The sequence below is a fragment of the Marinobacter antarcticus genome (genome assembly GCF_900142385.1).
Classification (GTDB): domain Bacteria; phylum Pseudomonadota; class Gammaproteobacteria; order Pseudomonadales; family Oleiphilaceae; genus Marinobacter; species Marinobacter antarcticus.
Genome location: NZ_FRAQ01000001.1, coordinates 2,101,819 through 2,113,605, shown reverse-complemented (window position 1 = coordinate 2,113,605; position 11,787 = coordinate 2,101,819). Strand labels below are relative to the sequence as shown.

At 54.3% G+C, this 11,787-nt stretch carries 12 protein-coding genes; 11 read left to right on the top strand and 1 reads right to left on the bottom strand.

Features of this window, described 5'->3' with window-relative positions; genetic code table 11:
• The first annotated feature begins 171 nt into the window (after positions 1-171).
• From ccoN to BUA49_RS09865, 9 genes are all read left to right on the top strand, one after another.
• Complete coding sequence (gene ccoN / locus BUA49_RS09905; protein ID WP_072796974.1) at positions 172-1,602, top strand: cytochrome-c oxidase, cbb3-type subunit I; 1,431 nt, start codon at positions 172-174, stop codon at positions 1,600-1,602.
• Between the two features lie 12 nt (positions 1,603-1,614).
• A complete protein-coding gene (ccoO, locus tag BUA49_RS09900) occupies positions 1,615-2,223 on the top strand; it encodes a cytochrome-c oxidase, cbb3-type subunit II (protein WP_072796973.1) in 609 nt (202 codons plus the stop codon).
• A gap of 4 nt (positions 2,224-2,227) precedes the next feature.
• A complete protein-coding gene (locus BUA49_RS09895) occupies positions 2,228-2,413 on the top strand; it encodes a CcoQ/FixQ family Cbb3-type cytochrome c oxidase assembly chaperone (protein WP_072796972.1) in 186 nt (61 codons plus the stop codon).
• Positions 2,410-3,300 (top strand): cytochrome-c oxidase, cbb3-type subunit III, encoded by an 891-nt coding sequence (gene ccoP, locus BUA49_RS09890; RefSeq protein WP_072796971.1) that lies wholly within the window; start codon positions 2,410-2,412, stop codon positions 3,298-3,300. The genes BUA49_RS09895 and ccoP overlap by 4 nt, the downstream gene beginning before the upstream one ends.
• 135 nt (positions 3,301-3,435) lie before the next feature.
• Positions 3,436-4,866: a cytochrome c oxidase accessory protein CcoG gene (gene ccoG / locus BUA49_RS09885; RefSeq protein WP_072796970.1), complete on the top strand. Its 1,431-nt coding sequence runs from the start codon at positions 3,436-3,438 to the stop codon at positions 4,864-4,866.
• A 48-nt stretch (positions 4,867-4,914) separates the two neighbouring features.
• Positions 4,915-5,430, top strand: a complete 516-nt coding sequence (locus tag BUA49_RS09880) for a FixH family protein (protein ID WP_072796969.1) — start codon at positions 4,915-4,917, stop codon at positions 5,428-5,430.
• On the top strand, positions 5,427-7,844 hold the full coding sequence (locus BUA49_RS09875; protein WP_072796968.1) for a heavy metal translocating P-type ATPase: 2,418 nt from the start codon (positions 5,427-5,429) through the stop codon (positions 7,842-7,844). Before BUA49_RS09880 ends, BUA49_RS09875 begins: the two co-directional genes overlap by 4 nt.
• A gap of 95 nt (positions 7,845-7,939) precedes the next feature.
• Positions 7,940-8,182 carry a cbb3-type cytochrome oxidase assembly protein CcoS gene (gene ccoS, locus BUA49_RS09870; protein ID WP_139248779.1) on the top strand — a complete coding sequence of 81 codons (243 nt, stop codon included), beginning with the start codon at positions 7,940-7,942 and terminating at the stop codon, positions 8,180-8,182.
• On the top strand, positions 8,179-8,868 hold the full coding sequence (locus BUA49_RS09865; RefSeq protein ID WP_072796966.1) for a sulfite exporter TauE/SafE family protein: 690 nt from the start codon (positions 8,179-8,181) through the stop codon (positions 8,866-8,868). The genes ccoS and BUA49_RS09865 overlap by 4 nt, the downstream gene beginning before the upstream one ends.
• A gap of 38 nt (positions 8,869-8,906) precedes the next feature.
• Here BUA49_RS09865 and ttcA read toward each other — a convergent pair whose 3' ends face one another.
• Positions 8,907-9,827, bottom strand: coding sequence for a tRNA 2-thiocytidine(32) synthetase TtcA (gene ttcA / locus BUA49_RS09860; protein ID WP_072796965.1), 921 nt, complete (start codon positions 9,825-9,827; stop codon positions 8,907-8,909).
• Between the two features lie 215 nt (positions 9,828-10,042).
• Between ttcA and BUA49_RS09855 the strand changes: the two genes are divergently transcribed.
• Both BUA49_RS09855 and BUA49_RS09850 read left to right on the top strand, forming a co-directional pair.
• Positions 10,043-10,756, top strand: a complete 714-nt coding sequence (locus BUA49_RS09855) for a DNA-J related domain-containing protein (protein ID WP_072797820.1) — start codon at positions 10,043-10,045, stop codon at positions 10,754-10,756.
• Positions 10,753-11,784, top strand: a complete 1,032-nt coding sequence (locus BUA49_RS09850; protein ID WP_072796964.1) for a polysaccharide deacetylase family protein — start codon at positions 10,753-10,755, stop codon at positions 11,782-11,784. The genes BUA49_RS09855 and BUA49_RS09850 overlap by 4 nt, the downstream gene beginning before the upstream one ends.
• The last annotated feature ends 3 nt before the right edge of the window (positions 11,785-11,787 follow it).

Genomic DNA, 11,787 nt, shown 5'->3' with positions numbered 1-11,787 from the left:
CTGGGGCTATCATAGAAACTCAGCTTGCAAAGCGCTTCGAAAGGACGCCATGCTGCTGATTCGGGCGCATTTGATGGATATCAGGAATTGATCCGTGTCATTGCAAACCGCTAATGGTTTGTCCATACTTGCGCCCGCATAATTCCCCACTCTGAACCCATTGGTAAGGCTATGAGCACACAAAATCCGAACCTGACATATAACTACAAGGTGGTGAGACAGTTCGCCATCATGACAGTGGTATGGGGTATTGTTGGCATGGCACTGGGCGTGTTGATTGCAGCACAACTGGTTTGGCCATCCCTCAACCTCGATCTGCCGTTCACCCATTTTGGTCGCCTCCGACCATTGCATACCAACGCCGTTATATTCGGTTTTGGTGGTAGTGCCCTGTTTGCGACATCATATTATGTGGTTCAGCGAACCTGCCAGACACGCCTGATTTCTGACAAACTTGCGGCTTTTACCTTTTGGGGCTGGACAGCGATTATTGTTTCAGCAGCAATTACCCTGCCGATGGGTTTGACCAGCACCAAGGAATACGCAGAACTGGAGTGGCCAATTGATATCGCCATTGCTGTAGTCTGGGTTACTTACGCTCTGGTGTTCTTTGGCACCATTACCAAGCGCAGCACTCCACACATCTACGTTGCCAACTGGTTCTACGGCGCCTTCATTCTTACCATCGCCGTACTGCATATCGGGAATAACCTGGCACTGCCGGTCAGTGCTTTCAAGTCCTACTCGGCTTATGCCGGCGTTACTGACGCGATGATGCAGTGGTGGTACGGCCATAACGCCGTAGGCTTCTTCCTCACTGCCGGCTTCCTTGGCATGATGTACTACTTCGTTCCCAAACAAGCCGAGCGCCCGGTTTATTCCTATCGTCTGTCCATCGTGCACTTCTGGGCACTGATCGCTACCTACGTATGGGCCGGTGGCCACCACCTGCACTACTCGGCTCTGCCAGACTGGGCCCAGACTGCCAGTATGGTCATGTCTCTGATCCTTCTTGCTCCGTCCTGGGGTGGCATGATCAACGGTATGATGACCCTGTCCGGCGCATGGCACAAACTGCGCACCGACCCCATCCTCCGCTTTCTGGTGGTTTCCCTGTCGTTCTACGGCATGTCTACCTTTGAAGGCCCGATGATGTCTATCAAGACAGTGAACGCTCTGTCCCACAACACAGACTGGACCATAGGGCACGTGCACTCCGGCGCTCTGGGCTGGGTTGCGATGATCAGTATCGGTGCGATTTACCACCTGATTCCCAAACTCTGGGGTCTCAAGGACATGTACAGCACCAGCCTGATCAACGTGCACTTCTGGCTGGCGACAGTCGGTACCGTACTGTACATCGTTGCAATGTGGGTCAACGGCATCATGCAGGGCCTGATGTGGCGAGCCATTAACGAAGACGGCACCCTTACCTACAGCTTTGTGGAAGCTCTTGAGGCATCCTACCCGGGCTATTTTGTGCGCTTCCTCGGCGGCGTTATCTTCCTCACCGGCATGCTGATTATGGCCTATAACTTCTATATGACCGTGCGCCAGAAAGAAGCGGCTGCCCAAGACCACGCAGCAGTTCAGGCAGCTTAACGGAGAGACCAGATGAAACACGAAATAGTTGAAAAGAACATTGGTCTGATGATCGTGCTGATCATCCTGACCATCAGTGGTGGTTTTCTGGCCGAAGTGGTTCCACTGTTCTTCCTGAAGAGCGTCAACGAACCCATTGACGGTCTTGAGCCTCTGTCAGCGCTGGAACTGGAAGGCCGTGACATCTACATTCGCGAAGGCTGTCATGTCTGCCACACCCAGCAGATCCGTCCGTTCCGCGCAGAAACCGAGCGCTACGGCCACTATTCCGTCGCGGGCGAATTCGTATACGATCGCCCGTTCCTGTGGGGTTCCAAGCGCACGGGGCCGGACTTGGCCCGTGTTGGCGGCCGCTATTCAGATGCCTGGCAACGCCAGCACCTGTATAACCCGCGCAGCGTGGTTCCTGAGTCCAACATGCCTGCTTTCCCATGGCTGTTCGAAGATGTGGTAGATCATAACGGTACCGCAGCCAAGCTGTCCGCCATGCAGACGCTGGGTGTGCCCTACACTGACGAGCAGATCGCCGGTGCAGCTGATCAACTGGAAGGCAAGTTTGAAATCGAGGCCCTGCTCGCCTATCTGCAGCAGCTGGGTACCGTACTTTCAGACAAACGGTGATTTGATGGATATTAACGAGTTACGCGGCATTCATACCCTTTTAGTGATGGCGGTTTTTATCGGCATCATCTGGTGGGCTTTCAGCGCTCATCGTAAAAAGGCAAACGAAGAAGCTGCCCACCTTCCGTTCGACGATGACGAGGTGGATAAGCGTACTCTTGCACAGGAAAAAACGGAGAAAAAACAATGAGTACCTTCTGGAGCATCTGGATCAGTGTGATCGTGCTCGGTACCGTCTTCGGCTGCTGGTGGCTGCTGTTTGCCACTCGTAAAAGCCAGACCACCGATTCAGAAACCGACCGCACTATGGGTCATTCCTTCGATGGCATCGAAGAGTATGATAATCCATTGCCTAAGTGGTGGTTTTATCTGTTTGCAGCTACCTGCATCTTTGCCCTCGGCTACCTGGCACTCTACCCGGGCCTGGGCAACTACAAGGGGTTGCTTGGCTGGACATCGACCAATCAGTGGGAGGCAGAAATTGCCGCAGCTGACGAGAAGTACGGTCCAATCTTTGCGCAATACGGTCAGACACCGGTAATAGAGCTGTCAAAGAACGGAGATGCGCTCAAGATTGGCCAACGTCTGTTCGCCAACAACTGCTCTGTTTGTCACGGCTCTGCTGCTCGCGGCCAGGTTGGTTTCCCCAATCTGACCGATGACGACTGGCTGTGGGGTGGCAAACCCGAGGCTATCCTGGAAACCCTGCACAACGGTCGAATGGGCAATATGCCAGCGAAAGGTGTAATGCCGAACATGACCAACGAACAGGTCGACCAAGTGGTCAACTACGTTCTGAGTTTCAGTGGTCGAGAAAAAGACGCTGCTGCGGCCGAAGCCGGCCAAGCCGTATTCGCCCAGGCCTGCGTAGCCTGCCACGGCCCCGAAGGCAAGGGCATGCAAGCACTTGGCGCTCCCAACCTGACAGACAACATCTGGCTGTATGGCTCCAACTACGAGTGGATCAAACAGACGGTTCTGCACGGTCGCCAGAACCAGATGCCCGCTCAGGGTGGTCGCCTATCCGGCGATCAGATCCAGATCCTGGCTGCATACGTTTACAGCCTGTCTAACTGACTTTCCGGCCGGGCTTCAAGCCCGGCATGGTCTGCTCAACCCTGTGTCTGCGTGCGGGCACAGGCTTGAGAAGATCAGCACCACCAGCCTGCAACGGCGCCCGCACCCGCTTTAAGACTCCACCTGGAGGTACCCATGAGTAATGAGATTCCGGTCAAACAGGTCGACCCCTCCTCGGAGCCCTCGGGCAAAAAGAAGAAAGACGAATCCGTAGAGTTATACGCCAGCCGCAAGAAAATTTACGTCAAGGAAGTGAAAGGCCTGTTCCAGCGTATCCGGACGGTCAGCCTGCTGCTGCTCATGAGCATGTACTTCCTGTTTGTCTGGCTGACACTGGATGGGGATCCGCTGATACACTTCGATCTGCCTGCCCGGGAATTCCACCTTTATGGCGCCACTTTCTTTCCCAAGGATTTTTTCCTGCTCTCGGGCATGCTGATTATCTGCGCCTTCGGCCTGTTCTTCATCACCACACTGTTTGGTCGTGTCTGGTGTGGTTACACCTGCCCTCAGACAGTATGGACGTTCATCTTCATGTGGGTTGAAGAGCGTATTGAAGGCAGCCGCAACAAACGCATGAAACTGGACAAAACGCCCAATTCCAAAGAAAAAATGATCAAGAAATCAGCCAAGCATGCTATCTGGTTGTTTATTGCCTTTATGACCGGGCTTACGTTTGTCGGATATTTTTACCCTATTCGCGAACTGATTGCCGACATCTTCACTTTCCAGGCCAACGGCTGGGCTTACTTCTGGGTTGCGTTTTTCACCGTAGCCACGTATCTGAATGCTGGCTGGATGCGCGAGCAAGTGTGCTTGTACATGTGCCCGTACGCCCGCTTCCAGTCGGTCATGTTTGACCCGAATACACGTATAGTTTCCTACGACCCCAACCGTGGCGAGCCTCGCGGTGGCCGCAGAAAAGATGTGAAGCCGGAAGAAGCCGGCCTTGGCGACTGTATTGATTGCGGGCAGTGCGTGCACGTGTGCCCTACTGGCATTGATATTCGTGATGGCCTTCAGTATGAGTGCATCGGTTGTGCACTGTGCATCGACGCTTGTGACGACATCATGGACAAGATGGACTACCCTCGCGGGCTGATTCGTTACACCACTGAAAATGAGCTTGAAGGCAAACCGTCGAAATTGCTGCGGCCTCGTACCTTTGGTTATGGTGCGGTTCTGACAGCCATGGTCGGCGCGATTATTTTCGTGATCGCAACCCGTGTGCCGGCCCAAATGGACGTGCTGAGAGATCGTGGTACGCTGTTCAGCTTCAATGGTGAGGGGCGCATTGAAAACTCCTACACCCTGAAAATAGCCAACATGTCAGAAATCCCACAGACCTTCACCCTTTCCGTAAAAGGTCTGGATGGCATCCGTATTCTGACTCAGACTCAGGTAAGCGTAGACAGCGGCGAAAACCGTTCGCTGCCAACCGTTGTAGATGTACCGCCTGAGTCCATTCCACAATCGAACAATGAAATAATCTTCCATGCACAGTCTGAAACGGATGCTTCACTGAAGCTGGAAACCGAAAGCCGATTTGTCGGTCCAACGCAGTGATCCTTCGGGGTCACTGTTGGTAACCTGTAAAAGACGAGACTGAGCATTATGAATCAAGAAGTACCCGTAGCACCCTGGTATCGACAGCCCTGGTTCTGGTTTCTGACCATAGCGCCGCTGTCTGCAATTACCTTCTGCATGGTCATGCTGGTCGTAGCCTCGAACATGAAAGATACGATGGTTACCGACGATTATTCGAAAGAAGGCCGTGGCATCAACCTTGAGATAGCCCGAGACCAGGCTGCCAAAGAGATGGGCCTGAGCGCTGACATGGCGTTCGAGGACCGCAGCATTATGCTGAATGTTAACACTCAGCAGGGTCCGGCAGATTTCCCCTATCTGGTGCTTAACCTGTTTCACCCGACGCTGGCCCAGAGGGATCGAACCATTCAGTTCCGGAGTGACGGCAACGGCCATTATACTGGAACCATGATGCACGATATCGACGGGCGCTGGTATTACGACCTCCGTGGACCGGATAATCAATGGCGCCTTAAGGGTGAAGCCTTGTTGCCCGCAAAAGGCAAGCTTCATATGGGTCCGGACGGCTCCGCGCAAGGGTGACCCCCCTGGATTGCTTCCACTGCGGCGAACCGGCTGACGGTGAGCCGCCGATTACACTTCAGCTCGATGGGCAAACCCGATTTTTCTGCTGCCAGGGTTGCAAGGCCGTCTGTGAAACGATTCACAGCGAAGGTCTTACCGGCTTTTATCAGCTCCGCACAGAAACGGCCATCACACCCCGGCAGCTGACAGACTCCGAGCTCGACCGGCTCAGAGAGCTGGATCATCCTCTTGTACAGCAAGCTTTCGTTTCTCCTGTTAAGGGCGGCCAGGAAGCTCAGCTTTTGATTGGTGGTATTACCTGCGCTGCGTGTATCTGGTTGCTGGAAAACCACATGAAAAAGCAACCGGGCGTGCTCTCCTTCTCCGTTAACCACACAACCCAAAGGGCGCGGCTCGTCTGGGCTCAGGACAAAGCTGCCCTGAGTGATTTACTGATCGCTATTCATGAACTCGGATACACCGCCCGCCCCTATCAGTCAGACGCCGTTGAGGATCAACTGAAAGCGGAACACCGCTCCATGCTGATTCGTCTGGCCGTCGCCGGCATTGGCAGCTTCCAGAGCATGATGCTGGCTTTTCCGCTCTATTTTGAGTTCGTCAGTGGCCTTTCGCCGGAGTTTGTGTCGTTTTTCCGCTGGTTCAGCCTGCTGGTAGCCACTCCGGTTGTGCTATACAGCGCAGGGCCATTTTTCCGCAACGCACAGCGCGACATCAGAACCCGCCATCTGACCATGGATGTACCCGTTGCCATTGCGATCGGGCTTGCTTATCTGGCCAGCGCCTGGGTCACCGTCATGGGTGGTGAAGAGGTGTATTTTGAATCCGTTTGCATGTTCACGTTTTTCCTGTTGCTTGGCCGCTACATTGAAGTTCAGGCCAGATACCGTGCAGGGCTTACAGGCAACGCTCTGGCAGGCTTTCATCCAACAGTCGCAACCCGAGTACGCGGAGAGCTAACGGAAATCATACCGGCTCACGAGGTGAAATCCGGTGATGTAGTTCGGATCAGGCCCGGTGAAACCCTGCCCATTGACGGCGTGATTCTGCGGGGTCAGTCCACTCTCAACGAATCTGCACTTACCGGCGAGTACCTGCCGGAAACCCGGGTGCCTGGAGATACCGTCCATGCCGGAAGTATCAACGGCGAAAACCCGTTGGATGTTCAGGTGGAGAAATCCGGCGCCCAAACGCGCCTTTCCGGTATTCTGCGGATACTGGATCGCGTTCAGTCAGAAAAGCCACCGGTGGCTCGCATGGCAGATCGCATTGCCGGCAAGTTTGTCGGGCGAGTTCTCATTCTCGCACCCGTAGTCTGGGTAGGGTGGTGGCTGGCAGGCGCAGACAATGCCTTCGATATTACGCTTTCGGTTCTTGTAGTAACTTGCCCTTGCGCCCTGTCGCTTGCGACACCTACCGCTATTACCTCGGCCACCGTCAAACTGCGGCGCCACGGCTTTCTTCCCACCCGGGGCCATGCGCTAGAGTCCATGAACTCCATCGATACGGTAGTCTTCGATAAAACCGGCACCCTGACCCGGGGCGAACTGAGCCTGATCAATACCCATGTTGTCGGCAGTAAAGACGAAGACACGTGCCTGCGGCTTGCGGCTGGCCTGGAGCGATATTCGGAGCACCCGATCGCCCGGGTCTTCCATAATCGCCCCGCAGCAACCGTTGACCATGTGAACAACCATCTGGGCGGAGGACTTTCTGGGCAATTCGGTGATCAGGCCTTTTTTATTGGCCACAAAGCCTTTGTTGCGCAACACATTAGCGCATCAGAACCTGAGTCAGAACTGCACTCGGGCATGGAAATCTGGCTGGCGTCAGAAAATGAGTGGCTGGCCTGCTTCCGGCTTGATGATCAGCCCCGGGAAGATGCCGCACAAGCGGTCAAAGCTCTACAGGATGCGGGTATCCGTACACTGTTGCTGAGCGGCGACCGTTCCGGCCACGTCCGCCAGATTGCTGATATGCTGGGCATCGACGAAGCGATTGGCCAAGCCTCACCGGAGGAGAAACTGGACGTTCTGAATAAGCTGAAGTCGGAAGGACGCCAGGTAATGATGGTCGGAGACGGTCTCAACGACCTCCCGTCTATGGCAGGCGCCGGCATATCGGTGGCGATGGGCAGTGCGGCCGATCTCACTCAGCTCAAGGCAGATGCGGTATTGCTCAATGGGCAGTTGATGCAACTGGTAGAAGCGCTGGACACCAGCCGCCGTACGCGTAAAGTCATTCGCCAGAACATGGCATGGGCTCTTGTCTACAATGTCTGCGCCCTGCCCCTTGCAGCCGCCGGTCTGGTTCCACCTTGGCTTGCAGCAATCGGTATGTCACTAAGCTCGCTGATTGTTGTACTCAACGCCTTGCGCCTTGGCACCGAAACCCGCCCCGTAGATCGTGGCTAAGTGCCGGGGAAAGTACCGGAATTTGGCGCGCAAGCCACGCGCTGATACCGTAAACACTAGGCTTTAACTATGAGGTTTATTCCGTGCAAATCGTAATGTTCCTGGTGCCGGTCATGCTAATCCTGGTGGTGATGGGCCTTTTGCTATTTTCCTGGGCCGTTAAAAATGGCCAGTATGACGACCTGGAAGGGCCGGCACACCGCATTCTGTATGACGATGACAAAGATATGATCCCGGACGAGGCACGCACGGACAAACCGCAAAAGACCGAGGATCCGTCCGGTGGAACGGCCGATGATCAGGACGATAGTCCTGAGGACGAACCTGACCGCCCATGAATCCCGAACTGTATCTAAGCTATCCCAGTGCGTTCCTTATTGGCCTTCTCGGCAGCACCCATTGCCTTAGCATGTGCGGAGGGATAAGCGCGTCTCTTTCCATGGCGCTGCCGGTTGGAAAGGGATTTCGTCTACGCCAGTCACTGCTGCTGATTGCCTTCAATTCCGGGCGAATCGGAAGTTATGCATTAATAGCAACGCTGGTTGCGATATTAAGCACATCGGCTGCGAATCAATGGGCTGAACTGGGCATTATTCTACGCTCGATCGCGGGTATACTTCTGATTTTCATGGGTTTATCTATGGGGCAATGGTGGCAGGGCATCCGCTATGTGGAGCGTATCGGTGCGCCGCTCTGGAAACGGCTGTCGCCCTTTACGCGCCGGCTCCTTCCAGTCAATCACGCAGGCCAGGCGCTTGCACTTGGAGCCCTCTGGGGATGGTTGCCGTGCGGGCTCGTCTACAGCACGCTGGGCTGGGCGGCTTTGCAACCGACTGTTGGCTCAGCTGCACTCACCATGATGTTTTTTGGTCTTGGCACCCTGCCATCCATGCTTGCGACCGGTTACGCAGCCAGCTGGATCAGCGGATTAAAAAGCAATCAGATGTTCCGGAAATTCACTGGCGCCCTGCTGATTCTTTTCGGGCTGTGGACGCTGCCGCTTATGGCGGTGGTCGGCCATTGAGCCAGCTCTGATTCATAGCCGGACTCTCAGCCAAACTCTCAGATATTCAGAACATCCAAGCGGCCAAAGTTCTCCTCTGGCTCTTGCGCCGGCATGGAGGTCTGAACCGCCTGGCGCTTACCACCCATGCGCTTGCCCTCGCGAAAATCATAGAGATTGGTGTCAGCAAGATGGGATGGTTCAACATTGCACAAGGCCTTGAACATGCTTTCAAGCCGCCCAGGGTGCTGCTTGTCCCACTGCTGGAACATCTCTTTGATAACCTGACGTTGCAGGTTTTCCTGAGAGCCACATAGATTACACGGAATGATAGGGAACTGCCTCAGCGCGGCGTAACGCGCGATATCTTTCTCCCGGCTGTATGCCAGCGGGCGAATAACCGTATTACGACCATCATCACTGTGCAGCACTGGCGGCATGGTTTTAAGCTTGCCGCCGTAAAACATATTCAGAAACAGGGTTTCCAGCAGATCGTCACGATGGTGCCCCAGTGCAATTTTGGTAACGCCGTGCTCTTCGGCAAAGTTGTAGAGAATACCGCGACGCAGCCGCGAGCATAGCCCACAGGTGGTTTTGCCCTCCGGCACCTTGTCCATGACGATGCTGTAGGTATCTTTCTCGATGATATGATATTCGATGCCAAGATCAGCCAGATAGCGCGGCAGAATCTCTTCCGGGAAACCCGGCTGTTTCTGATCCAGATTGACAGCAATCAGCTCAAACGAAACAGGTGCGCTTTTCTGCAGATTGAGCAGAATGTCCAGCATGGCATAAGAGTCCTTTCCACCGGACAAACAACACATTACCTTGTCGCCTGCTTCAATCATCGAGAAATCTGCAATTGCCTGGCCGGTTTCCCGGCGCAGACGCTTCTGCAATTTATTCTGCTCGACTTTCTGGGAACGTGCGTATTCGGCACTAGAGGTTTTTTTTTCGCTGCCTGTTATCGCTTCGGACATATCAACTGTGTTCATTGGGAAAATGGTCATAGGATTATACGCATCCCATCATTTCAGGAACAGGACACCGACATGGATATGTTGAGTTCAAAAAAAAGATCATCGGCAAACTGAAGTTGAAATGGCGACCTGCTTTTCAACGGCTCAGTTTATTGGCGGACTTTCCCGGCTCGCAGCTCTTCCCTGTCGGCGACCACTGCCTTAACATTAAAGCTATGTCTAATTTTAGTACTGTGACCAAAATCTGTAATGGGAAGAGCAACCCTATCTCCCCGGATCACTCACGGCCAGCACGATCAATTGAGCCTGATACGATACTGGAACAGCAAGTCCAGCACCTGTTCGTGGCTGTAGAGCACGAACTTCGCAATTCGCCGGACGGCTTGGACGAGCTCAACCTGATCAAGAGACTGCAAAGACCGCCCTGGAAGCTGATTGGAGATCTTGAGTTTCACGACCCGCAAAAGCTCTACCCTGTGCACTTTCTGCTTTTTCATACACTGTATCGTCTGAGAGATGCACTGGCTGAGGCCGGTGAAAACCTGTTTATCTCGCCCTTGCGCATTGGTATTGAGCGCCAGAACACGATCGCCGGAAACGGCTTTCCTGGTGCCGTGGACAGTCTTCGCAGTTTCTATCTGGACCTGTCCCAGTACGAACTTCCGGAGGATGCCATTCAGCAGATGATGGACAGGTTCTGGGCAGGCCACCAAAACTCAGGGCCCACCAGGCCTGAAGCTCTCGCAGCTGCAAACATGCTCGGGTTCGATGCGATTCCAGAAAGTTTCCTCACAGCAAAACAGGCATTTCGTCGCGCCGTGATGCAAGCTCACCCGGATCGGGGTGGTAATACGGAGCAAATCCAGGCACTCAACGAGGCTTTTGACGTACTAAAAGCGCATTTCAGTCAGATGATGGAGCAGACATGAGAGCACAAAAACTCTGTATATCAGCGGCCTTGTTTTCAATCTTTCTGGTAAGCTTCTCTGCAAGAGCCGACCTCGTAGTTCTTCAGTACCATCACATCAGCGATGCCACGCCACCTTCCACCAGTACCTCTGTATCCCTGTTCCGGGCCCAGCTCGACATGATCAGGAAGCTGGGCATGGATGTTGTTGAACTGCCCGACGCAACGAAAAATGTGTTTTCCGGCGATCCATCAGCCGGCCAGCGCATCGCCATCACCTTCGATGATGCCTATGAATCGGTTTACAGTGAAGCAGCAGGCATTCTCCGTGAGCACTCCCTGCCCTATACCATTTTCGTGGATACTGCGGCTGTCGGCAGCGACGGCTATATGACCTGGCAACAGTTACGGGAACTGTCTGAGCGCGATGGCGTCACCATAGCCAACCACACAGCCGGGCATGAGCACCTCGCGAAAAAACCTGATGAGACAGAGACGGACTGGGAGCAGCGGGTAACACGTAGCCTGGATTCTGCGCAGGCTACGCTTAAAAAGCGCCTTGGAGCCAGCCTTCCTCTGTTCGCTTATCCGTATGGGGAGTTTGATGGCGCATTGGAGGCAGAGGTAGCTGAGCGCGGCTGGTTCGGCTTTGGACAGCAATCCGGGGCTATAGGTCCGCTTTCGGGAAAAACCCGCTTGCCCAGATTCCCCATGGCCAATGCCTATGGGCGGCTTAACGGCCTCGAAGACAAGCTCAACAGCAAGGCGTTTCCCATAGACACCAACCAGCTGCCCGATGGCATCATAACGGACAACCCTCCAACACTTACTTTTCCACCTTCGGAAGCGATTGATCCCGCAAGGTTGACCTGTTTCGCCTCTGGCATGGGTCGCATAGATCTTGAGGCCACTGAGGCGGGAACCTCCGTCAAGGCACCAAAACCTTTCAACAGTCGTCGGTTCCGCTACAACTGCACGCACCCGGCCGGTGATGGCAACTTTTACTGGTTCTCGCAGCAGTGGCTGGACCTGAGCAAAAAGGAAGACTAAACC

Coding starts and splice junctions, on each gene's coding strand:
- ccoN (WP_072796974.1), top strand. CDS start 172: ATGAGCACACAAAATCCGAACCTGACATATAACTACAAGGTGGTGAGA.
- ccoO (WP_072796973.1), top strand. CDS start 1,615: ATGAAACACGAAATAGTTGAAAAGAACATTGGTCTGATGATCGTGCTG.
- BUA49_RS09895 (WP_072796972.1), top strand. CDS start 2,228: ATGGATATTAACGAGTTACGCGGCATTCATACCCTTTTAGTGATGGCG.
- ccoP (WP_072796971.1), top strand. CDS start 2,410: ATGAGTACCTTCTGGAGCATCTGGATCAGTGTGATCGTGCTCGGTACC.
- ccoG (WP_072796970.1), top strand. CDS start 3,436: ATGAGTAATGAGATTCCGGTCAAACAGGTCGACCCCTCCTCGGAGCCC.
- BUA49_RS09880 (WP_072796969.1), top strand. CDS start 4,915: ATGAATCAAGAAGTACCCGTAGCACCCTGGTATCGACAGCCCTGGTTC.
- ccoS (WP_139248779.1), top strand. CDS start 7,940: ATGTTCCTGGTGCCGGTCATGCTAATCCTGGTGGTGATGGGCCTTTTG.
- BUA49_RS09865 (WP_072796966.1), top strand. CDS start 8,179: ATGAATCCCGAACTGTATCTAAGCTATCCCAGTGCGTTCCTTATTGGC.
- ttcA (WP_072796965.1), bottom strand. CDS start 9,827: ATGTCCGAAGCGATAACAGGCAGCGAAAAAAAAACCTCTAGTGCCGAA.
- BUA49_RS09855 (WP_072797820.1), top strand. CDS start 10,043: ATGTCTAATTTTAGTACTGTGACCAAAATCTGTAATGGGAAGAGCAAC.
- BUA49_RS09850 (WP_072796964.1), top strand. CDS start 10,753: ATGAGAGCACAAAAACTCTGTATATCAGCGGCCTTGTTTTCAATCTTT.